This is a genomic window from Bacillus sp. SB49 (assembly GCF_000469135.2).
In the GTDB taxonomy this organism is placed as follows: Bacteria; Bacillota; Bacilli; order Bacillales; family Halobacillaceae; genus Halobacillus.
The window spans coordinates 3,584,773-3,609,054 of sequence record NZ_CP048117.1; the positions used below are offsets into that span (position 1 = coordinate 3,584,773).

Sequence of the window (24,282 nt, forward strand, 5' to 3'; positions counted from 1 at the left end):
ACTCTAATTAGAATAGGAGTTCGTCCAGGTGTTTCTCTGTGGAATTTATTATGGAAGCTGGGTAGCACCCATCAGGTGACGGTCACATTCCCTTGCCGCTTCACGTCCTTCATTAATCGCCCAGACAATCAAACTTTGTCCGCGGCGCATGTCACCGGCAGCAAAGACACCTTCGACATTCGTTGTGTACTTTCCATACTGAGCAGCAACGTTGGAACGGACTGTCGTTTCAATTCCAAGCTTTTCGATCAAGTCCTGCTCCGGCCCGCTGAAACCGATAGCAAGCAGAACAAGGTCCGCTTCCCAAACTTTCTCTGTTCCAGGGATTTCTGTACGTACTTTGTTGCCTTTTTCGTCATAGGAAAGGGCAACGTCGATCGTATGCACTTCTTTTACCCGGTTATTCTCGTCCCCGACAAATTTCTTCGTCATGACCGCATAAGCTCTCGGATCCTTTCCGAACTTCGCTTCTGCTTCCTTCTGGCCGTATTCGATACGGTGGATGAGCGGATACTGCGGCCACGGGTTCGCTTCATTATCACGCGCGGAACCTTTCTTATCATAAATGTCGAATTGGACGAGACTTTCGCAATCATGACGCAGGGATGTGGAAATACAGTCTGTACCCGTATCCCCGCCACCGATAACGATGACCTTCTTCCCTTCGGCACTGATATAATTTCCATCGGCATGATCCGTGTCCAAAAGGCTCTTCGTATTGGAATGAAGGAAATCCATGGCATAGTGGATACCCTTCAGCTGGCGTCCCTCTACCTCCAGATTTCTAGGCGTCGTCGCCCCACCACAAAGAATGACGCTGTCATATTCCTCATTCAACCGGGAAACAGGATAGTTTCTGCCTACTTCTGTGTTGGTAAGGAAACGGATTCCTTCTTCCTTCAGAATGTTCACCCGACGCTCCACGACAGAATAAGGAAGCTTCATTTCCGGAATACCGTAAGTCAGCAGACCGCCGATGCGGTCGTTACGCTCATAAACAGTCACCCAGTGCCCCGCCTTGTTCAGCTGGGCAGCAGCAGCCAGTCCGGCTGGGCCGGATCCGACCACGGCGACATGCTTACCAGTCCGTGTCGCCGGTGGATTAGGCTGGACCCATCCTTCCTGGAATCCTTTTTCGATGATAGAACGCTCGACACTTCGGATGGCCACAGGAGGCTCGTTAATTCCGAGCACACATGCGCCTTCACAAGGTGCTGGACAAGCGAATCCGGTGAATTCCGGGAAGTTGTTCATTTCATGTTCTTTTTCCAGCGCTTCTTTCCACTGCCCTTGATACACAAGGTCGTTCCACTCCGGAATGAGGTGATACACCGGGCATCCGGAGGTGACTCCGTTAATTTCCATTCCTGAATGACAGGTGGGAACACCGCAGTCCATGCAGCGTGCCCCCTGCTTCTGTGCCTCTTCATCCGAAAGGGGAAGCGTGTAATCTTCCCAATCTTTCGTTCTGGTTGCAGGATCGCGTTCAGGTATCGATTGACGTTGATATTCCATGAATCCGGTAGACTTTCCCATCAGATTTCCCCCTTCTCCGTTATTTCACAGTCTCCACTGGCTTATTCCGTTCTTCAAAGGCGGTCATTTCCGCATCAAATTTCTCGAGTCCTTCTGCTTTCAGTCGTTTGATCCGCTCCTGCATCGTCAAATAATCCCTCGGGATGACTTTGACGAACTTGGCGACATAAGAATCCCAGTCTGCCAGAATCCGTTGACCAAGGCCGCTGTTCGTATAACTTACGTGCTTCTCGATCAATTGGTAGAGCTCCTGGATTTCTTCCGCATCATCCAGCGTATGCAGGTGGACCAATTCTTTGTTGCATTTCGTTTCAAAAGGTTGTTGTGATTCATCGAGGACATAAGCGACCCCGCCGGACATACCGGCAGCGAAGTTACGACCTGTCCCTCCAAGAACAACGACTTTTCCTCCGGTCATGTATTCACAGCCGTGATCACCGACACCTTCGACGACGACTTCGGCTCCACTGTTCCTGACACAGAATCGTTCACCGGCAAGACCGTTGATGTAAGCTTCCCCGGCTGAGGCTCCATAGAAGGAGACGTTCCCGATGATCGTGTTTTCCTCCGGAACAAACGTCGATTTCGGAGAAGGATGGACGATGATTTTACCGCCTGATAAGCCTTTTCCTACGTAGTCATTGGAATCTCCGACAAGACGGAGTGTTACACCCTTCGGAATGAACGCGCCGAAACTCTGACCTGCCGACCCTTTGAACGTCAGCTTGATCGTATCTTCAGGAAGTCCTTCTGCACCATATCGGCGGGTGATTTCACTACCAAGAATCGTCCCGGTTACCCGGTGTATATTACGGATGGACCCGGTACCTTCCACCGGCTCTCCTGTTTCTATCGCTTTCCTGCAAAGAGGGATAAGCTCTTGAACATCAAGCGTCTTCTCCAGCCCGTGATCCTGCTTCTGTGTTGCGAAGCGGCCGTAGTTATCCGGCACGTCCGGCTGGTAAAGCAGTGCGGAAAGGTCGATGCCTTTGGCCTTCCAATGATCGATCGCTTCGTTTGCTTCCAGCACGTCTGTGCGCCCGATCATTTCATTGATGGAACGGAAGCCAAGCTCTGCCATCAGCTCCCTTGCCTCTTGAGCAATAAAGCGCATGAAGTTTTCAAGGTGGTCCGCTTCCCCGGTGAACTTCCTGCGCAGCTCCGGATCCTGGGTTGCCACGCCAACCGGGCATGTGTTCAAATGACAGACCCGCATCATGACACAGCCAAGCACGACAAGCGGTGCTGTGGAGAATCCGTATTCTTCTGCGCCCAGTAATGCAGCGACGACGACATCCCGCCCCGTCATCATTTTTCCGTCTGTTTCAACAACGATACGGTCACGCAGACGATCAAGAACAAGCGTCTGATGGGTTTCGGCCAAGCCGATTTCCCACGGCAGCCCTGTATGTTTAATACTTGTCCGCGGAGCAGCTCCTGTACCGCCATCATACCCACTGATCAATACGAGATCGGCACGTCCTTTGGCAACGCCGGCAGCAATTGTTCCGACTCCGACGGCGGACACAAGCTTCACGCTGACTCTTGCTTTCGGATTGGCATTCTTCAAGTTATAAATAAGCTCAGCCAGGTCTTCAATGGAATAGATATCGTGGTGTGGTGGTGGAGAGATCAGCTCGACACCTGGTGTAGAACCACGAACTTCTGCCACCCACGGATATACTTTCTTGCCTGGAAGGTGACCGCCTTCTCCAGGCTTGGCCCCTTGAGCGACCTTAATCTGAATTTCATCGGCATTCACAAGGTAGTGACTGTTCACACCAAAACGTCCGGAGGCGACCTGTTTTATGGCGCTTCGTTTGGAATCTCCGTTTTCTTCCGGATTAAAACGCTTCGGATCTTCGCCGCCCTCTCCGGAGTTGCTTCTGCCTCCGATCCGGTTCATAGCAACCGCAAGCGCTTCATGCGCCTCAGCACTGATGGAACCGAAGGACATGGCTCCAGTCTTGAATCGTTTGCAAATATCTTCCACCGATTCTACTTCCTCCACCGGAATGGAGTAACGCTTCTTAAAGGACAACAAACCACGCAGAGACTGGAGGTTATTGTTCTCGTCTGTCAGCATTTTCGAATACGATTTGAACAAGTCATAATCATTGGAGCGGCATGCATGCTGAAGGGTCGCGATCGTCTGAGGATTGTACTGATGATCCTCCCCGTTCTCCCGGTATTGGAATTCATCACCGGCTTCAAGCTTACGATTCGATCCACGGCTTTCATCGAAAGCAACTTCATGACGCATCAATACTTCTTTCTCGATGATATCAAGGCCGATTCCGCCTAAACGGGAAGCAGTACGTGTGAAGTATTGATCGACGACTTCCTTCTTAATTCCAACAGCTTCAAAAATTTGAGCACCGCGATAACTCTGGATCGTGGAAATACCCATTTTGGAAAGTACTTTAATAATGCCGTCGGTCGCTGCTTTCACATACGTATCGACAGCCGCTTCATGGGATTCGACCTCAAGAAGATTGCGCTCCTGCAAATCACGCAGCGACTCATAAGCGATATAAGGATTGATGCCTTCCGCGCCATAACCGAGAAGCGTCGCGAAGTGATGGACTTCTCTTGCTTCCCCGGTCTCTGCGAGGATCGACACCTTCGTCCTTGTCCCTTGACGGATCAGGTGATGATGCAGACCGGAAACCGCAAGCAGTGTCGGAATGGCTGCGTACTTTGCGTCCACACCACGATCGGACAGGATGAGGAGGACATTTCCTTCTTCAATAGCCTGATCAGCTTCTTCAAACAAACGGTCAAGAGCCGGTTTCATCTCCTCTTCTTTCGCTTCAAACAAGACAGACAACGTCTTAGTCCGGAAGCCCTCCAAGTCCTGTTGACGAAGCTGTTCGAGCTCTCTGTTTGTCAAAATAGGAGAGGCAAGACGAATATGGCGGCAGCTTTCCGGCTGAGGATCGACAAGGTTGCCTTCTGCTCCGATCGTTGTTTCCACCATCGTGATCAGCTTCTCCCGAATCGCATCGATAGGCGGGTTGGTTACTTGTGCAAACAGCTGTTTGAAATAGCTGTAGAGTACTTGCGGCTTTTTCGAAAGCACGGCAAGCGGGGAGTCGTACCCCATTGATCCGACGGGGTCTTTCTTGTCTGTGACCATCGGCATCAGAATCTTATTCAGCTCTTCAGTCGTATATCCAAATGCAAGCTGTTGACCAATCAAATTCTCTACCGGCGGGTGCTCTGTGACCGGCTCCGGAAGGTCTTCTAAATTCCATTTATTCTCTTCGATCCATTCTTTATATGGATGCTCCTGAGCGATCTGCAGTTTAATCTCTTCATCCGGGATGATCTTCCCTTCTTCCAAATCGACAAGCAGCATCTTTCCAGGTGCGAGGCGGTCCTTGTACAAAATGTCATCCGCAAAGATATCAAGGGCTCCTACTTCGGAACCGAGGACGATCATTCCGCCTTTGGTTACGTAATACCTCGCTGGTCGAAGTCCGTTACGGTCAAGACAGGCACCGATCTGCTTCCCGTTTGTATAGGCAAGCGCAGCCGGTCCGTCCCACGGCTCCATCAATGTGCTGTGGTATTCATAGAAATTCTTCTTATCTTCCTGAATCGTATCGTCATTGGACCAAGGCTCCGGCACCATCATCATTGCCGTATGGGCAAGGGAGCGTCCGGACAAGTGCAGAAATTCAAATGCATTATCGAACATCGACGAGTCGCTTCCTTCTGCATCGATGATCGGCAGAAGTTTCTTCAAGTCTTCTTCACTGAAATATTCGGACTTCAGTAATTCCTGTCTTGCTCTCATCCAGTTGACATTTCCCCGGATTGTATTGAATTCTCCATTATGGATGGTGTAGCGGTTCGGGTGTGAACGTTTCCAACTCGGGAAAGTGTTCGTACTAAAGCGGGAATGCACTAAAGCGAGGGCAGTAATGAAATCCGGGTGATTCAAATCGATGTAGAAGGAGTCCAACTGCTCAGGAATCAGCATTCCTTTATAAACGATCGTGTTGGAAGATAAACTGCAGATATAGAAATCATCGTAGCCTTCCACACTTGCAATCTCTGCTTCTGCACGTTTTCGTATAATATATAAACGGCGTTCAAAATCCATCTGTGTCTCCACACCAGCCGAAGGGGCCACAAATGCCTGACGGATGAAAGGCTTTGTCTTCTTCGCATCGTTACCCACGAAGGAATCGTTAATCGGCACCGTTCTCCAGCCGAGGAATTCCTGTCCTTCTTCTTCCACAATCTTCTGGAAGCGCTGCTTACATTCCATTCTCAAGTCATGGTCATCCGGCAGGAAAATCATCCCGATGCCGTACTTCCCTGACTCAGGCAGGTAAATATCTTCTTTCTCACACTGCTTCTCAAAGAATTTATGAGGGATTTGTGTCAGGATTCCGGCCCCATCTCCGGTACTGACATCAGCAGACTGCCCACCACGGTGTTCCAGGTTACAAAGAATCGTAATGGCATTCTCGACGATACTATGGCTTTTCGTTCCATCAATATTAGCAATTACTCCGATTCCACAAGCTTCGTGTTCGTTCTCCGGGTGATATAAACCCTGCGGAACAGGATATCCGTTTTTTTGCATATTCATTCCCCCTAGCGGACTTATTCTTGTAGGTTACAGGCATAAAATTAAAAAATTCTGTCTTTTCAGTTTCTTACTAGTATAGCATGAAAATCCGGCCCCTTCACGTACCTAAAGCACATAAGTACGCAATTTTCCGACAAATAAAGAGGGATTACCAAAAGGAAAATCCAATAACACGAACGATGTAAGCGCAACCAACCAATTTTGTATTTTTTTATAATTTTTTCAAGAAACCGTGTCTTTTTGTTTCGGATACAGAAAGATTTTGTATAAAAAGTCATAAAAACGAATCAATATACAAGGAGGAATCAGGCTGTAAGTTGCGAATAGGAAGGATGGAGGTGTAATAATGGGTCATGAAGTTCGGAAGTATGGCATTTCAGTTGGAAAACTATCCACCGGGAAAAGGAACGCAATCACAGACGTCCCCGGCGTAAAGGTCGGGCATCACACGCTCGCTGAAGGGGATGTGCAGACAGGAGTGACAGCGATCATCCCCCACGAAGGGAATTTGTTTCAAGAGAAGGTACCGGCGGCATCCCACGTCATCAACGGCTTCGGCAAGACAGCCGGATCGATTCAGATAGAAGAACTGGGGACGCTTGAGACGCCTGTGATTCTCACCAATACTTTCGGTGTCGGGACAGCGATCGATGCCGTCATTGATTATACATTGGAACGTAACGAGGAAATCGGCAGGGAAACCGGAACCGTCAATGCGGTCGTCGGGGAATGCAACGATATGATACTGAACGATATCCGCAGGCGGACGATCCGACGGGAGCACATTCATTCAGCCATTGAAAAAGCAGATAAGCACTTCGGGGAAGGAGCCGTGGGCGCGGGGAGAGGGATGGTCTGCTATTCGCTCAAAGGCGGGATAGGATCTGCTTCCAGAATACTGCCGATAGGTTCGAAAGACTATACCATCGGTGTGTTGACGCTCACCAACTTCGGCACGCTGCGTGATCTTCGTATAGACGGAAGAGCAGCAGGGGAAGAATGGCACGCGGAGAAAGAAGCGAAGGAGGAGAAGGATAAAGGGTCTGTCATGATTGTGGTGGCGACGGATTTACCGGTTACCGACAGACAGCTGCATAGAATTATCAAACGTTCCGTCATCGGCCTTTCTAGAACAGGAGCGATGATCAGCAACGGAAGCGGTGATATCGCCCTCGGTTTCTCAACTGCTTACAACATCCCCGCAAAACCGTCTTCCGTTCACATGATTCCGACCATTCATGAAGAGGAAATCGATATCGCTTTTCGCGGCGTGGCAGAGGCGACGGAGGAGGCGGTCCTGCAATCCCTGTTTTGTGCAGAAACCGTTACCGGACGAGACGGAAACATCCGCCGATCTATAACGGAGTTACTATCAGAATCTCTTGTACCAAAGGGAGAAAACCCTTGAAAAAGAGACAATGCCCGTGCTACATTTCTCCAGTAACCGGAGGGATGCCCTTATGCGCAGGTGGCGGATACTAACTATTTTGCCGGCTGTCTTCATAGCCGGTCTGAATTTCAACGATCATCGTTATTTCTTTAGTATTCTTATGGACGCAATCGCTGTCGCAGCAAGTATCGACGTGGTAAAACGAATGAAAGCCCCCATCCTCTTAAGGACAGGGGCTTTCATTCGTTTTCTATTAAGCCGCTTCCTGTTTCCCATCTTCTCTTCGTCGGTGATAGATGACGTTGATTTCTGCTCCGACCATCAAGATGATACCGGTCAGGAAGAACCAAAGCATCAGAACAATGATTCCCCCAAGGCTTCCATAGGTTGCGGAATAGTTACCGAAGTTGGACACGTAGAAAGAAAAGCCTAAAGAAATCAGCTGCCAGAGGACAGCGGTAATGACAGCTCCAGGCAGGATATGATGAAACGGAATATTCTTATTCGGCGCAAAGTGGTACAGTGCCATAAGCACGCCTCCGATGACAGCGACACTGATCACCCACCGGAACACCTGGAACAGAAACGCTGTTTCCCCAGGAAGATTGATGGCATCAAGAATGACCTGACCGAAAACCGGCAGTACGAGTGCGACAGCAATGGCAATAATCATGCCGACAGTCAATACCACCGACAGGAGCCGGACTTTAATAAAGGACCTTGTTTCCTCCACGTTATACGCCTGGTTGGCAGCTTGAATGAAGGCATTGATTCCACTCGAAGCAGACCAGAGTGTACCGAGAATACCGACAGTAAGAAGCCCACCGTTGGGCTGCTCCACTACGTTTATGATGTTATCCCGGAAAATGTTTGCTGCTTCCGGTGTCGAGAAGCTGCCCACCGCATCGACGACCCTTTCCGAATCAATATTCATATAAGGCAGTATGGACAGCAGTAAAATAAGCAGCGGCACAATCGCAAGCAAATAGTAATAGGCCTGCGCCGCTCCAAGCATCGGTATGTTATCCTTTTGAAACTCTTTTATGAGATCTTGTAAATAGCTTTTCGCTTTCTTCATCGATCTGCTCCCTCCTCCACAGACATGTAATTGTCTATCCCCTTTTTTTGTAAGAACTAACCTTCTGAGGATGCGGGAGAGAGGAGAGGCTTACGTCTTTCGCCGGGAAGAGGATGGAATCCCCATCCCGTCCCGGTATTTAGCAACCGTACGACGCGAAATATCTACGTGAAAGGTATCTCTCATTTTATCTGCGAGCCGTTGATCAGACAAAGGACGGGAGCTGTTCTCCTCCTTAATCCAATCACAGAGAATGTCTTTGATCTGCAAAGAGGAGTATACTTCTCCAACCTGCGATTCGTACCCCTTCACGAAAAAAGACTTAAGCTGTTTCATACCGAGGGGGGTCTGTATCACTTTTCCTGCAACCGCCCGGCTGACGGTGGATTCATGGACCCCCATACGATCGGCAACCTGCCTCAGCGTCAAAGGCTGCAAAGGTTCTCCACTGAAGTACCTTTTCTGATGTTTCATCACTATCCCAGCCACACGCATCAATGTATGCTGCCGCTGTTCAATGCCACGCATCAACCAGCGGGCCTGCTGGAAGCAGTCTTCAAGAAACAGCTTCGCCTCTTCCTCCTCTTCATGCATCCTACTCAGTATACCATCCCAATGAATGTGTTTTTGGAAAGAGTAAGGATCGCGCAAAAGAAGTCCGTGGTCCTTTTTCTCCACATATAAATCAGGCAGAGCTGTCTCACGAGGTTGTACCTTCGTCTGAATGAGCGGTCGAGGCTGAAGCTCACGAAGAATGGCAAGAGCTCTTTCCGCCTCCACTTCCGAAACGCCAACTGTCTGCAGCAACTCCCAGTTCCTCCCTGCAAGATCCTCCAGGTGATCTGCTGTCAATTGATAGAGGAGGTGATCTTCTGGATACGTTTCTTCTATCTGCAGAAGTAGAAACTCCTGGAAGTGGAAGCAGCCGGCTCCGAATGGCTCCATATGCATAAGCTGCCGCCTGGCGGAAGAAACCGCTTCTACATCCACCGCCAGAATCATCGCAGCCTCCTCTTCAGATATAGTCAGGAAGCCTTTGTCATCAAGACTTTCAGCAAGAAAGCGAAGAATCTTCTTTTCCTTCTCCTCCCTCTCCAGCCACCTAATTTGTTCGATCAAATCTTCCCGCCAATTCGCGGCATCTGCTGCGAGTTGATCTATTCTATCAATATAAGCATCGTCGTTTCGCGAAGACAGGATGGAAGACATGGAAGCCGGTGGATCAAAAGCAATCATCGGGTTGCTCTCGACCACTTCCCATATGTAATCCCATACCTCAGCCGTCGTATATTGAAGCAGGTTGATGGCCTGTTTCATCTCTGTCGTCATGAATAAACCCGTCGTCTGTTTTTGAGCTAATTCCAGCTTCATCTTTCACACCCCTAAGATAACGCTTTCATATTTAATAATGAACGGTTTCTATCTATCTTTCAAGTTCCATTCCTATGTATAAGAAAAGCCGGCACAAGGCCGGCTTTTCTTCTGTCTGTTTTTAAGAGCGGGCACCTTCGTAAAAGGAGGCGCTTATCGTTTCACGTGGAACATTTTGCTAAAGCACGTAAGTAGCAAGCGTTTTCTGAACCGCTTCAATCGGGCTGTCTTTCTTAAACAGCTTGACGATCGGTTCGTGTGATCCGGATAACCAGATTTTCAATTCGGAATCCATATCGAAGCTTCCTGCTGTTTCCACACTGAAATGGGTGATGCTCTTATAAGGGATGGAATGATATTCGACCTTCTTACCTGTCATCCCCTGCTTATCTATGAGAAGAAGGCGCTTGTCGGTGAAAAGGAAGGAGTCCCGGAGCACTTTATAACCGCTCTGAATCGCTTCCTTCTCTGTTAAAATACCATCCAGCTGCTTTTCCAGCTTCTCTACGTCCACTTCACTGGCATTGCCAAGCAGTTCATTCAAAAATCCCATGGTCCTTGCTCCTTTCTACTTCATCATTCGCAGCAGCATACTTTCTCCCGGTTCCAATTCAAGCGTCAGCCGGTTATTCTTTGAGCTGAATATCCGCTTCTTGTTTTCCAGGTGCTGCCACTTCCCTTTCTCGATCGGGATATCGACTTCCCGCTGTTCGTAATGGTTGCGGTTGAACAAGTAAAGAAAACGTCCGTCCGATGCCTGATCACCGAAATGATCGACTCCGTTGTCTACCCAGCGTTCGAAGCAGAAGACATCCTTATCCAAGGCGAACGGCTGCCAGTGCCCTGTTCGGAGAGCATCGTGATCCTGCCTCCACTTTCCGATGTTCCGGTACCAGTCAAGCAGGTCCTCATCTTCTCTTCCCCATGGATACGGCTTCCGGTTATCCGGATCGGCCCCTCCGGTGAGACCCGCTTCATCTCCGTAATAGAGAGAAGGGATGCCCGGGAAGGTGTACATCCATAAGCTGAGAGCTTTGATCTGTTTCCTCACCATTCCCTCTGCACCCTCTTCTCGAAAAGAGGCAGGAAGAAAGCCTGTCAACATTGTTTTAATACGCTCGACATCATGGCTGGACAGCATGTTCATCACGGCATAGAAATATTCTTTCGGATAGTGTTCACATAACGTCAACAGACGCCGGTAGACACTATAGCCGTCCATTTCGCCCTTCATGAAATCAAGCATGATGCGACGGACGGGGTAGTTCATGACGGAGTCCAAAACGCCGCCGAGGAAGTAATCTCTCCGTTTCCCATAGGCTGTTTTGTTTGAGGCATCTTCCCACACCTCGCCGAGCAGCACGCTCGACTCATTCTCTTTCTTGAGCTGGCGGTAGATTTGACGAATCAGATCATCTGTTAATTCATCCGCAACGTCCAGGCGCCAATGGTTCATATTTGATCGCTGCCACGTTTTGATGACACTGTCTTCGTCGTGAACGAGAAAGTTCTGATAGTCTTTGTTTTCTTTATTCAACGTCGGAAGTGTGCCGACTCCCCACCAGGCATCATAATCATCCGGATACTGGTGGAACGTGTACCAGCTGTAATAGGGGGAATCCTTAGACTGGTACGCTCCCAGTGAATCATATTTTCCTTCTCGATTAAAGTAAATGCTGTTGCTGCCTGTATGACTGAATACACCATCAAGCATAACCTCGATTCCATAAGACGAAGCCTCTTCAATAAGCGTCTCAAAAGCTTCCTTGTCTCCAAGCAGTGGATCGATCTTATGATAATCGCCTGTATCATACCTGTGGTTACTCTCCGCTTCAAACACAGGATTCAAATAGATGACTGTCACACCGAGGGATTGGATGTACGAAAGCTTGGAACGAATCCCATCAAGATTTCCCCCGAAAAAATCCCAGCGGATCACTTCGCCCCGTTCGTTGCGTATATAAACCGGATCATTTTCCCAGTGAGCATGGACAAGACTTGTTTCCGGTGCCTTCTCAAGCGACAGCTCCCCTTCGCAATAGAAGCGATCCGGGAAGATTTGATACATCGTCGCATTTTTCCACCACTTAGGCGTCCTGTATGCAGGATCGTACACCGTTATTTGCCAAGACGGTGGGATATGCTCGTATATCTTTCCTTCTCCACTCTCATTACTGCGCTCCCGCCCGTAGTACAACGTCTGGTCTGCGAGAACCACCTCGAAGAAATACCAGATCAGCTGTGGTTCTTCCGGCATTTCTATTGTCACTTCGTAGGAAGCCTGTTGATGACCTTCGCTCCGAACATCCATTTTCTTCGTGTGCTCGTCGTCGGTGCGATCGAGGATATAGTGCAGGATGACCTGGGATGCCTGGTATCTTGCGTGGACATCGATCGCCAGAGTAACAGCAGAACCTCTCGGCGCTGCACCGAAAGGCTCTCGATAAGAAGCTTCAAAACTATTATGATACATCTCTTTTTGTTTCACTGATCCGACCTCCTCCAACATCACTTCAACGACGTTACCCGTTGGATGCCCCATATATCGCGGGCATATTCCTGAATCGTCCTGTCACTGGAGAAAACTCCGGATTGGGCGATGTTCACCAGACTCTTCGCGTTCCAAAGGCGTGTTTTCTGATAGTCCTGACTCACTTTCTTCTGCGCGAGCAGATAACTGGCAAAGTCTTTCAAAACGAAGTATTCATCGTTATGCGTCAACAAGGCATCATAGATTTCCTGGAAATCTCTTTCCCCTTTAGAGAAGGGACTGTAATGGAGCAGTTCATCAAGGGTATTACGAATCCGTTCGTCCTGGTTATACATCGCTTTCGCTGAGTAGGAACCGTTATGGTAATAATCCCATACTTCGTCCGAGCGTAATCCGAATATATAGATGTTGTCATCACCGACCAGGTCATGGATTTCCACATTCGCTCCATCCATCGTTCCCACCGTCAAAGCTCCGTTCATCATGAACTTCATATTCCCTGTTCCGGAGGCTTCCTTCGTAGCAAGGGAAATCTGTTCACTTACGTTGCTCGCAGGAATCATCTTCTCTGCAATCGACACCGAATAGTTCGGAAGGAAAACGACCTTAATATATTCATTCACTGCCTTATCGTTATTGACGACGTCAGCGATTCTATTGATTAATTGTATGACCTTTTTAGCAAAATGATAGCTTGGTGCCGCCTTCGCTCCGAAGAAGAACGTGCGCGGGACAATGTCCAATGTCGGGTCGGACTTTAATTCATTGTATAAATGCATAATATGAAGTGCGTTAAGCAATTGGCGTTTGTAACCGTGCAGCCGCTTGATGTGGACGTCAAAGATGGAATTCGGGTCAACGATGATCCCCTGCGTTTCCTTCACCCAGTTGGAGAAATCTTTCTTATTCTCCTGTTTGATATCATGAAGCCGATCTAAAAAGGAAGCATCTTCTTTATGATCCAGCAGACGCTTCAGCTCGCCTGGTTTGTCTATCCACCCATCACCGATCGTATCGGTTACAGCGGTGGCAAGTTTCTGGTTGGCATGCATCAACCAACGGCGGTGGGTGATGCCGTTCGTCTTGTTGTTGAATCGGTCGGGGAACGTATTGTAGAAGCGTTTCATTTCTCTTTCTTTCAATATATCCGTGTGCAGTTTGGCGACACCATTAACGCTGTGGCTGCCTACAATGGATAAGTGGGCCATTTTCACCTGTCCGTCCGCCACGATGGCAAGGTCGGCAATCCGGTTGAAATCCCCGGGGAACGTCCGCCAGAGCTCCTGACAGAAACGCTCATTGATTTCATCTATGATCATAAAAATTCTTGGCAGCAAAGACCTTACAAGCCCTACAGGCCATGATTCCAAAGCTTCGCTCAATGTCGTGTGGTTGGTGTACGACACGGATGATTGAGTAATCTCCCATGCCTCCTCCCAGCCTACGCCTTTCTCATCCATGAGAATCCGCATCAATTCAGGAATGACGAGTGCGGGGTGCGTATCGTTAATATGCAGGGCTGCTTTCTCAGGGAATTCCGACCACGGCAGATCCAACGCTTCGAACGTGCGGATGATGGATTGGACGCCTGCAGAAACAAGGAAGTATTCCTGCTTCAGCCGCAGCTTCTTGCCTTCCTCATTGGAGTCATCGGGATAGAGGAATTCCGATATCCTCTCCAAGGATCGCTTATGATGCAGGAAGTGGCCGAATTCCCCTTCCCGCTCCGCTTTCTGAAGCGTATCGGAAACAGTGGGCTCCGCAGACCACAGCCGCAGCGTATTCACCGTTTCATTGCTATAGCCGACGACAGGGACATCATACGGAACAGCCAGAATCTGTTCTTCATCTGTATAGTGGAATCGGAGGACACCGTCTTTATCCTTCTCGGACGAGACGCGGCCGCCGAAGCGAACCGTAACGGCCTCTTCCGGACGACGGGTTTCCCACACGAAGCCGTCCTGGAGCCAGTGATCCGGGAGCTCCACTTGTTTGCCATCGACGATGTGCTGGTCGAACATGCCGTATTTATAGCGGATTCCATACCCATGTCCAGCTAACTCCAGCGAAGCAAGGGAATCAAGGAAACATGCAGCTAAGCGGCCAAGCCCGCCATTACCGAGACCGGCATCGCTCTCCTGCTCTTCTATATCGGAAAGGGAAAGGTTCAGGTCTGCCAGCCCCTCCTCCACCACCGACAGCACCTTTTCATTCAACAAGTTGTTACCGAGCAGACGCCCCATCAGAAATTCCATGGAGAAATAATAGACCTGCTTTGTCTTACTTTGTCTATACTCTTCATTGGTCTTCAGCCAATGCTTATTGATCTTCTCCTGGAGCAGACCACTGAGCGCACGGTACGTATCATACGTCGTAGCGTTATCGATCGATTTCCCCAGGTTTCCTTCCAACCGCCTCTGGAACTCCTTTTTGAATTCCTCTTTATCACTGAACATCACCATAACGGTTTCCTCCTGTCCCCCCTGCTAACGGAACATAGATTGATAGAGATCCATGTACTGTTGGGCAGAGTTTTTCCAAGTGAACTTACTCTTGCAAATGTTCTTCACAAGCGTTTGCCAAGCATCAGCATCTTGATACATTGCAAGGGCCCTGCGGATGGTGTACAGCATGTCATGGGCGTTGTAATTCGTAAAGGTGAAACCGTTTCCCTCTCCCGTCTCCTCATTATATGGCTGGACGGTGTCTACAAGTCCACCTGTTTCCCGTACGATTGGTGCCGTTACATAGCGAAGTGCGAGCAGTTGCCCGATTCCGCACGGCTCGAAGCGGGACGGCATAAGAAACAGGTCGCTTGCCGCGTAAATCTGCCTGGATAAGGCTTCGGAGAAACGGATGTTCGTCGACATTTTCTCTGGGTGCCTGTCATGTGCCCATTGAAGCATCTGTTCATATTGATATTCTCCTGTACCGAGCAGAACGATTTGAACATCCTCATGATACAGTAGTTCATCAATGACCCGCCCGATTAAATCGAACCCTTTCTGCTCGACCAGCCTGGAAACGATGCCAATCATCGGGACATCTTTCCGGACCGGCAAACCGAGTTCTGCCTGCAGCCACATCTTGTTCTGCCCTTTCTTAATCAGGGAGCTGCGATACGGGAAGGCGAGCGACTCGTCTTTCATAGGATCATAGTTTCGGTCATCAATTCCGTTGACAATGCCAATTAATTCATCGGTGCGCTTTCGGAGTACTCCGTCTAGGTTTTCCCCATAATACGGTGTTTGAATCTCTTTTGCGTAAGTTTCACTGACGGTCGTGATGAAATCGGCGTAGTTCAAGGCGCCTTTCATGAAGTTGATGTCTCCAAAAAATTCGAAAGCATCGTCTCTCATCATCGATTCATCAAAGTCCATTAAATCGTGAAGCACGGATTGGGCGAAGACCCCCTGATACTTTAAATTATGGATGGTGAACACCGTTTTCATACCTTGAAGTTTCTCGACCTCTTTATAATGGGTATGTAAGAATACCGGAATCAACCCCGTCTGCCAGTCGTGACAGTGAAGAATGTCAGGAGTCCAGTCCATCCGGCATACCAATTCCATGACGGCCCGGTTGAAGAAGACGAACCGTTCGGCTTCATCGCCGTACCCATAAAGGTTCGAGCGTTTGAAGTAATACTCGTTATCTATGAAATATACAGGGATGCCTTCATACTCCAGGTACTCGATCCCGGCATATTGATTGCGCCAGCCGAGTTGGACATCAAGCGCCTCAAGGTGGGTCATTTGCTGCTTCCACTCGTCCGCCATATTCTCGTATTTAGGAAGGACCACACGTACATCAGCGCCTTGATCCTTCAATGCCTGCGGCAGAGAACCGAGTACGTCCGCCAATCCTCCTGTCTTGATAAAAGGGGTGCATTCAGATCCAATCATCAATACTTTCATTATTTATTCACTCCTCCAATTAATGTGCGGGGGACCGCCTCTTGCGTCTTACGCGAAAGGGACTGACCAGAGTGATGCGTCCAGACAGTCCCTTATGTTAGTCATTCATTTTTGATAACGTTCGTTTACATCGTCCTTCTCTTGGCGATAACAAACGGTTTCTCCGGGGCACCGATCAGCGTTTTGCCGCGGGAGATGCTGCAGTCTTTATCAAGGATGACATTCTCGAGAACAGCATTGCTTTCAATTTCGCAGCGCTGCATGATGATCGAGTTTTTAATGACGGCTCCTTCTCCTACTTTCACACCTCGGAAAAGGATGCTGTCTTCCACATGACCCTCGATGACACAGCCGTTTGCGACCATCGTATTGGTGACGTTGGACGTTTCCGTATAGTTGGAAGGCGCTTCATTCTTCACTTTTGTGAAAATAGGTGCTTCTTCCTTAAACAGTGCATCATGTTCGTCTGCATCAAGCAGTTTGGAACTGTTGCGGTAGTAGCTTTCCACGGAATTGATCAAAGCATGAGTTCCTTCATATTCATACGCATGGACATGGATGTCCGGAATCTTCGACTTGATCCCGTCCAGGAAAAAGTTCGAGCAGCCGTGTGCGATACACTTCTCGATCAGCTCATACAAATACTGCTTCTCGATGATGTACATATCCATGTACACATTGGAATTGCTGTGATCATTGTGAATAGCTGTCACCCGGTTGTCTGCATCCAGATCCAGCTTGTGGGCTCGATGGAACTCCGGATAAAGCTCTTCTACCTTCGTATAGACGACCGTTACATCCGCTCCTGATTCCTTATGTTCACGGAGGACATCCTGGAAGTCAATGTTGCAGATGTTCTGGGAACCGGAAACGACGATATAATCTGCAAGTGTCCGGTTGATGAAGTCTATATTGTTGTGGAAATGCTGCAGATCCCCGCGGGAAATGTCCGTCGGATCATTCCAGTCCGGCGGCAAAATGAATAATCCGCCGCGCATCCTGTCCAAATCCCATGCTTTCCCTTGTTCCAAGTGATCCATAAGTGAGCGGTACTTACGACGCGCGAACACAGCCACGGATTCAATTCTGGAATTGGTCATGTTCGAAATTGTAAAGTCGATCATCCGGTAACGGCCGGCGAATGGTACAGCCGCTCCGCACCGGAAATAAGTCAGTTCGTCCATCATGTCTTGTTCGTGATCTAAGTTTATGATTCCTGCAATACGATCCATAATATCCTCCCTTTAACTATTCGTTGCGTAGCTTGTCGCAAGGACGCTGCCTTCATCTGCTACAAGCGTGATTTCACTGTCTGGTGAAGGGTCGCCGATGACGGCTCCGTCTTCGATGACGCTGCCTTTGGAGATGATCGCGCGGTGAATCTTCACGTTTTTGCCGATCTTCACGTCCGGCATGATGACGGAATCTTTCACGACGGAAGACTCGCCGACATGCACACCGTAAAAAATAATCGATGTATCAACCGTTCCATAAATCCGGCAGCCTTCATTGACGAGGGCATTCCGGACGGAGCCTCTCGGTGCAATGTACTGCGGCGGCTGGTTCGGATTCTTCGAATAGATGCGCCATCTGTGATCGTTGAGGTCGAGCTCAGGGTTCTTCTTCAACAGATCCATATTCGCTTCCCACAGACTATCGACCGTACCGACATCCTTCCAGTATCCTTCGAACTGGAATGCCATCAGCTTTTTATAATCATAAAGAAGAGCAGGGATGATATCTTTCCCGAAATCATGGGAGGAATCTTCTTTCTCCGCATCATCGATCAAATAACGCTTCAATACTTCCCATTTGAAGATATATACACCCATCGACGCCAGGTTGCTCTTCGGAAATTCAGGTTTCTCATCAAACTCGGTAATGCTTCCATCATCATCGGTATTCATGATCCCGAAGCGGCTCGCTTCTTCCCAAGGGACTTCGATGACAGAGATCGTCGCATCTGCATCCGTCTTCTTGTGGTGGTCGAGCATCGCATTGTAATCCATCTTATAGATATGGTCACCGGAAAGCACCAGTACGTGTTCCGGATCATATTGGTTAAGGAATTTCAAATTACGGTAGATGGCGTTCGCTGTCCCAGAATACCAACCTCCGCCTGCTGCCTGCATGAAAGGCGGCAGTACAGAAACGCCTCCGTATTTACGATCCAAATCCCACGTGTCCCCGATTCCGATATAATCGTTCAGGATCAGTGGTTCGTATTGTGTGAGAACACCGACCGTATCGATGCCGGAGTTCGTGCAGTTACTTAATGGAAAATCAATGATCCGGTATTTTCCGCCAAAATAGACGGCTGGTTTCGCAATTTGTTTGGTTAATGATTTCAGTCGTGTCCCTTGACCGCCGGCCAAAAGCATCGCAACGCATTCTTTATTTTTCATGATTTTCCTCCTTGGATACTGAAGTTCTCTTCAAGAAGCTCACACCGAGCGGGGGAATCGTCATGGTAATATGTTGATCCTGTCCTTGCCATGGAGAAGGTACTGTTTCCAGCGGCAGTCCGTTCGTCTGCCCAGAACCTCCGAAGTGTTCCGCATCACTCGAGAAAATTTCTTTGTATGAGCCGTTTTTCGGGACCCCTACTTTGTAGTCGTGATAAACTTCCGGTGTGAAGTTACATACCACTACCAGCTGATCATTGGACGTACGGCTGTTGCGTACGAACGATACGATGCTCTGCTCGTAGTTGTTGGGATCGATCCATGTGAATCCTTCCGGTTTGTGATCGAACTCCCACAGGGCGGGCATGTCCTTATACAAACGATGCAATTGTTTCGTGTATTCCAAAATGGAGGCGTGGGATTCGTAATCGAGCAGTTCCCAATCCAAGTCCTCTAAGTCCTTCCATTCATCGAATTGACCGAATTCACCTCCCATGAATAAAAGTTTCTTCCCTGGATGGGCGTACATAAAGGCGAGAAAAGCACGCAGATTGGCGAATTTCTGCCAGTAGTCCCCAGGCATTTTATTTAATAACGACTTCTTACCATGAACGACTTCATCATGAGAAATCGGTAATACAAAGTTTTCGGAAAATGCATAATGGATCGAGAAGGTAATCAGGTTGTGATGGTACTTCCGATGAATCGGATCCATCTCCATGTACTTGAGCATGTCATTCATCCAACCCATGTTCCATTTATAATTGAACCCGAGGCCTCCGATATAAGTCGGAGCGCTAACCATCGGCCAGGACGTGGATTCCTCAGCCATCATAAGCGTATCGGGGATTTCTTCGAAAACGGATTCATTCATTTGTTTGATGAACGTTACAGCTTCCAGGTTTTCTCTTCCGCCGTATTCATTCAGCTCCCATTCCCCGTCTTCCTTACCGAAGTCGAGGTAGAGCATACTGGCGACGGCATCGACACGGAGCCCGTCCAGATGGTATTCCTTAAGCCAGTAAACAGCGTTTGAAATGAGAAAGCTCTTCACTTCGTTCCTTGCAAAGTCGAACGTAAGCGTTCCCCATTGGGTTTTCTCCGCTTTCTTAGGATCGGCATACTCATAAAGCGCTTCTCCGTCGAAGCGTCTCAGTCCGTGCTCGTCCTTGCAGAAGTGACCTGGGACCCAGTCCAATATGACACCGATTCCAGAATTGTGACAGCGGTCGACAAAGTATTTGAAATCATCCGGGGTGCCGTAGCGGGAGGTGACGGAGTAGTAGCCTGTCGCCTGATATCCCCAGGAGCGGTCGAACGGGTGCTCCGTCATAGGTAGTAATTCGATGTGGGTGTAACCGAGGTCCTTAACATACGGAATGACCATATCTGCATACTCCCGAAAATTATAGAAGACTTCCGGTTCAATATTCTTCCATGACCCTAAATGAAGCTCATAGATGGACATCGGAGATTCATACGGGTTCTTCGCCTTCCGTTCTTGCATCCACTGATGATCTTTCCACTCATAACCATCCAGCGGATAGACGACGGAAGCAGTATCGGGGCGCAGTTCGCTGGAAAATGCGTAAGGGTCAGCCTTCAATCTCAAATGTCCGTGTGCGGTCAGGATTTCGTATTTATAGATCGTCCCTGAATCGAGATTCGGGATGAACGCCACCCATATCCCGTTATCATTGACTTTCTCCATCGGGTTCTCCCGTCCATCCCAGTCGTTGAACATACCGACGACGCTTACACGGACAGCATTAGGGGCCCATACGGCAAAGCGGATGCCCTGCTTTCCATTCCGCGTTTCGGGATGAGCACCGAGCAGTCGGTAACTGTACCGGAGATTCCCTTGATGGAACAAGTAGATATCATGCTCTAAAGTTGTATCCTGAACCACATCATCACTCCTCATGAATGTTCTTCACCAGCCTTATACCGTTGTTTTACACCGGCCTGTTGAGAACGTTTTAATATGCTTATATTCATCATAAATTTTGGCGAACGCTTTTACAATTAAAATTAATGAAAATATTCTGAAAAGTTTTGTCGGATATTGTCGAATTTTCCCAAATTAATGCCAAAATCACTTATAATAGGTTCGCAATTTTCGGAAATCGCTTTCATATGATGTCGATTCCCTTTTTATTACAAAAGAAAACGGTTTATTACATATTTTTACACATCGTATAGTTTTCTCAAATGCGTTTCAGACAAAAAAAATAGTGGTATAGCTTTAGAAACCAAAATTAACGAGGTGAACAGTCATGTCATTAGCAGGGATCAGCCTACTAATCATCGCCATCGCATTCGCATTCATCAGTATCTATGTCGTCAAAACGCTGAAGGCGGCAGCCAGCACCATGACCAGCGTCTCCCATACATTAGAGAAAGTGGAGGGACAGATGCAGGGAATTACCACAGAATCAGAACATCTCCTTAAGAAGACGAACACGATCGCTTCCGATATCGAATCGAAAACACAAACCTTAGACGGACTTTTCGACACCATTAATAATGTAGGGTCGACTGTCGGTAACGTAAACCAGTCCCTGCAGGGCATGAGTGAGAGTGTCGCCCATGCTTCCCACCAAAAGGATGAAAAGGTGGTCAAGGCGCTCCAATGGGGCGATGCGGCCATCGAACTTTATTTGAAATGGAAACGGAAAAATGCAAAATAAAAGGAGGCAGCTCATATGGATTTCTTAGGAATTGGAGTATTGATCATCGGCATCGCCTTTGCCATCGTATCAATCTTCCTGATTAAAGCACTGAATAATTTAGCCAATGTCCTCAAAGGCGTAAGAAAGACGGTGGATCAGCTGCCGGAGCAGTTGGATTCTGTCATGAAGGAAACGACCGGCGTCCTCCATCAAAGCAACGATACGCTGGCAGATGTGAATGAAAAGATCCGTGCCCTCAGCCCACTCTTCTATATCGTGGGGGACATTGGGGAATCTTCCCGTAAATTGACCTCTTCTCTCGTTGATGTGACCCACACGATCAAGACGAGCACCCACGAGGGAGAACAGAAAATTAACGAGGAAGGCTGGCGCGGCATTTACGGGGCCCTCGCCTTGACGTATTATTTAAGCCAGAAGCGAAAAGCGCTGAAATCCGCCCAGATCAAGAGTACGTCTGTATGAAGAAGGACAGCGACTGGATAATCGGAGGAGCTTCAGGGGTTCTCGCGGGATATACGGCACGATCGATAAGCAAAGATCCATCCATCACGAAGATGAAATGGTACAGAAAGAAGAAAGAGCTATATGAAACAGGTCTTTCCGGACACCAGTATCTTCAGGAATCAAAGAAGGAGCTGCAACAGGCAGCTGCCGCAAATACGAAACAGAAAGGGGATATTAAGATGACACAAACGAATGGAAACGCAACACAAACAAAAAAACGAGGGAAACTGCCGTTGGCCATGCTGACTGGGGCAGTGATCGGGGGAGCATTTGTTCTAATTAAAAACCCCGAAGAACGAAAGCGTATCATGGAGGGAACGAAATCCACCAAAAATGCCGTAACAGGCTATGCTTCCGAGGTGAAAGAGGACCCGAAAGCGAAGAAGGATGACCTCTTAACCCGCATCCAGAACGTTGTAACCATCGCTAACGAAGCCATTACAACCGTTCAGGAAGTCTTCAATAACCAAGGCAAGGAAATTACTGAAAAAGTGAAAGATATTAAAGAAGAGTCCGAAGCCATTATCCATACGGCAAAAGACGCCGGAGAGGACCTGCAGGAGGTAGGCGGTAAGGCGAAGGAAGCGAAAGAAGAGCTGACAGAGTCGAAGGAAGAGCCTTCCGTCCAACAGGAAAAAGTCGTGGAAGTAAACGCTCAACGATGAAGAGGTAGACGAAAAGCGCCGGATCCGTAGTAGGATCCGGCGCTTTTATGTTATTCCGTTACTTGTGTAAGACGCTGGGAAGAAGCAGCGACATCCGTTACCGCTGCATTTATTTCCTGAATTGCTTCCGCAAAAGCAGCAAGCTCTGCTTCTACGCTGTCACTGAAAGCCTTGTTCTCCCCCATTGCCTCAACAATTCCGGTGAAGAATTTGTTGATGTGCTGCATGCTTTCGGTGCTCTGACGGACGGCCCCATCCATCTGCGTCACGCTTGCAGACACCTTGTGGATTTGAGAGCTTGTCATCGTGATAAGCGCTGCTACTTCTTCCACAGATGCTTTCGTCTGTTCGGAGAGCTTCCTTACTTCATTGGCAACAACTGTGAAGCCTGCTCCATGTTCCCCCGCCCGTGCAGCTTCAATAGACGCGTTTAAGGAAAGTAAATTCGTCTGCTCGGCTATGGACGATACAATGGTGACAATTTTGCTGATCTGTTCCGCTGTCCCTTGGAGGTGATTCATATCGGCTGTAATCGAATCGATCTGCCCTTTCATTTCATCCATTTGTGATTGCTGGACCTGCAGGCGGTCCTGTCCTTCTAAAGATTGTCGCTCTACATCATGAGAAATACGCACCCCTTCTCTTGATGCTGCGACGATGTTCTTCGTCTGGTCTGTCAGGTGTTCGGTAGAGGCACTGGCCTGCTGGGATACAGCTGCGACCTCCTCCGACATCCGGTCGATCCTCGTATAGGCCTCCATGCGCTTATGTACTTCCACTTCCCGCAGACCTGCCGCCTCTTCTTCAAACATTTCCAAAACCAACTGCTGCTCCAGATTCAAGATTTTTGTCACCGCACGAAGTGCTTCCAGAAACTGAGGACCGGTTCCAAGTTCCCGAGAGAAAATATCCAGGAAGGAATGGGTGAGATCCTGGAACGCGCACATATACCACTTAGGTTTCAGCCCGATTCTCAAATGAACAGAAGCGATCGTCCGCCTCTTCTCCAAAAACGCTTCGTCGATGATTCCTGTAAACATTTCTTCTATGTGTCTCCTGAGCGTCTGCTTCAGCCGATCGACGGAGCTGGTTTCCTCAATGATGGCGGTCAAGGACGGTTCTTTCTGTAAGTTGGCATAGAATTGATCGACGACTGCACCGATATTAGCGGCAACAACAGGTTGGAGCGACTGGAGAACGGCCAGATCGGGCTCTGTCAACCCGATCATGTCACACTGCCTCTTCACATCCGTCCCTTCTACGAGATGGAGCTCTCCACTGAATTTTTCTTCTATTGGTAATGTTGGCGTCTGCTTCTTCTTAAATAACAATGCCTTTTCCTCCCTCACTCACGCTTCTATACGTATGTATCGACATAGAAAGTACGGTTTTAAGCCATTTGATAAAAAAAGGAAAAGACGCAAAAAGGCCCGCCATATAGGCGGACCCGTATCGAAGTACCGTTAGTAACGGCCTCGATCGATATATTCATTCGGCTCTTGACCGAACTCCGTACTGTGGTTCTTGAATTGGGCAAGGCGGCCGTTTCGATGCTCACCTTTGCTCTTCGTCTCTTTAAACTGACGATTGTGTTTCTTCTCTTTATTGCCCATGGTTTTCACCTCG

At 48.6% G+C, this 24,282-nt stretch carries 17 protein-coding genes and 1 pseudogene; 4 read left to right on the plus strand and 14 right to left on the minus strand.

The genetic code is table 11. The annotated features are described in order from the left end of the window. Positions 1-48: 48 nt before the first annotated feature. Positions 49-1,536, minus strand: coding sequence for a glutamate synthase subunit beta (locus tag M662_RS18610; RefSeq protein ID WP_008633644.1), 1,488 nt, complete (start codon positions 1,534-1,536; stop codon positions 49-51). Positions 1,537-1,555: 19 nt separating this feature from the next. Continuing rightward, on the minus strand, positions 1,556-6,136 hold the full coding sequence (gene gltB, locus M662_RS18615; RefSeq protein ID WP_026577727.1) for a glutamate synthase large subunit: 4,581 nt from the start codon (positions 6,134-6,136) through the stop codon (positions 1,556-1,558). A gap of 352 nt (positions 6,137-6,488) precedes the next feature. Between gltB and M662_RS18620 the strand changes: the two genes are divergently transcribed. Next, complete coding sequence (locus M662_RS18620) at positions 6,489-7,550, plus strand: DmpA family aminopeptidase (protein WP_008633647.1); 1,062 nt, start codon at positions 6,489-6,491, stop codon at positions 7,548-7,550. Positions 7,551-7,785: 235 nt separating this feature from the next. On the opposite strand, the gene M662_RS18625 is transcribed toward M662_RS18620, so the two are convergent. From M662_RS18625 to glgB, 9 genes are all read right to left on the minus strand, one after another. Further along, on the minus strand, positions 7,786-8,610 hold the full coding sequence (locus tag M662_RS18625) for a YihY/virulence factor BrkB family protein (protein ID WP_008633649.1): 825 nt from the start codon (positions 8,608-8,610) through the stop codon (positions 7,786-7,788). 90 nt (positions 8,611-8,700) lie between these two features. Then, positions 8,701-9,981, minus strand: a complete 1,281-nt coding sequence (rpoN, locus tag M662_RS18630; RefSeq protein WP_008633652.1) for an RNA polymerase factor sigma-54 — start codon at positions 9,979-9,981, stop codon at positions 8,701-8,703. 178 nt (positions 9,982-10,159) lie between these two features. Then, positions 10,160-10,534, minus strand: a complete 375-nt coding sequence (locus tag M662_RS18635; RefSeq protein ID WP_008633653.1) for a PH domain-containing protein — start codon at positions 10,532-10,534, stop codon at positions 10,160-10,162. Between the two features lie 15 nt (positions 10,535-10,549). Next, complete coding sequence (locus M662_RS18640; protein WP_026577726.1) at positions 10,550-12,469, minus strand: glycoside hydrolase family 13 protein; 1,920 nt, start codon at positions 12,467-12,469, stop codon at positions 10,550-10,552. A gap of 20 nt (positions 12,470-12,489) precedes the next feature. Next, positions 12,490-14,928: a glycogen/starch/alpha-glucan phosphorylase gene (locus M662_RS18645; protein ID WP_026577725.1), complete on the minus strand. Its 2,439-nt coding sequence runs from the start codon at positions 14,926-14,928 to the stop codon at positions 12,490-12,492. A gap of 30 nt (positions 14,929-14,958) precedes the next feature. Continuing rightward, on the minus strand, positions 14,959-16,389 hold the full coding sequence (gene glgA / locus M662_RS18650; RefSeq protein WP_008633660.1) for a glycogen synthase GlgA: 1,431 nt from the start codon (positions 16,387-16,389) through the stop codon (positions 14,959-14,961). Between the two features lie 125 nt (positions 16,390-16,514). After that, entirely contained in the window at positions 16,515-17,621 is a 1,107-nt protein-coding gene (glgD, locus tag M662_RS18655) for a glucose-1-phosphate adenylyltransferase subunit GlgD (protein WP_026577724.1), read from the minus strand. Between the two features lie 12 nt (positions 17,622-17,633). Beyond that, entirely contained in the window at positions 17,634-18,794 is a 1,161-nt protein-coding gene (locus tag M662_RS18660) for a glucose-1-phosphate adenylyltransferase (protein ID WP_035388126.1), read from the minus strand. After that, the gene (glgB, locus tag M662_RS18665; protein ID WP_008633666.1) at positions 18,784-20,703 is read right to left on the minus strand and encodes a 1,4-alpha-glucan branching protein GlgB; all 1,920 of its coding nucleotides are present in this window, start codon (positions 20,701-20,703) and stop codon (positions 18,784-18,786) included. Before glgB ends, M662_RS18660 begins: the two co-directional genes overlap by 11 nt. A 367-nt stretch (positions 20,704-21,070) precedes the next feature. Between glgB and M662_RS18670 the strand changes: the two genes are divergently transcribed. From M662_RS18670 to M662_RS18680, 3 genes are read left to right on the plus strand one after another with little or no spacing between them, the layout of a single operon-like run. Then, positions 21,071-21,484 (plus strand): DUF948 domain-containing protein, encoded by a 414-nt coding sequence (locus M662_RS18670; protein ID WP_008633669.1) that lies wholly within the window; start codon positions 21,071-21,073, stop codon positions 21,482-21,484. 15 nt (positions 21,485-21,499) lie between these two features. Continuing rightward, a complete protein-coding gene (locus M662_RS18675) occupies positions 21,500-21,949 on the plus strand; it encodes a DUF948 domain-containing protein (RefSeq protein ID WP_008633671.1) in 450 nt (149 codons plus the stop codon). Further along, the gene (locus tag M662_RS18680; protein ID WP_008633673.1) at positions 21,946-22,656 is read left to right on the plus strand and encodes a hypothetical protein; all 711 of its coding nucleotides are present in this window, start codon (positions 21,946-21,948) and stop codon (positions 22,654-22,656) included. The genes M662_RS18675 and M662_RS18680 overlap by 4 nt, the downstream gene beginning before the upstream one ends. A gap of 50 nt (positions 22,657-22,706) precedes the next feature. On the opposite strand, the gene M662_RS19790 is transcribed toward M662_RS18680, so the two are convergent. The 3 genes and pseudogenes from M662_RS19790 to M662_RS19515 all read right to left on the minus strand — a co-directional run bounded on the left by M662_RS19790 (position 22,707) and on the right by M662_RS19515 (position 24,269). After that, a complete protein-coding gene (locus tag M662_RS19790; RefSeq protein ID WP_442858838.1) occupies positions 22,707-23,468 on the minus strand; it encodes a methyl-accepting chemotaxis protein in 762 nt (253 codons plus the stop codon). 45 nt (positions 23,469-23,513) lie between these two features. Further along, positions 23,514-23,885, minus strand: a pseudogene (locus M662_RS19795) (protoglobin domain-containing protein); the annotation flags it as partial. Positions 23,886-24,119: 234 nt separating this feature from the next. Then, on the minus strand, positions 24,120-24,269 hold the full coding sequence (locus tag M662_RS19515; protein ID WP_008633681.1) for a hypothetical protein: 150 nt from the start codon (positions 24,267-24,269) through the stop codon (positions 24,120-24,122). Between the last annotated feature and the right edge of the window lie 13 nt (positions 24,270-24,282).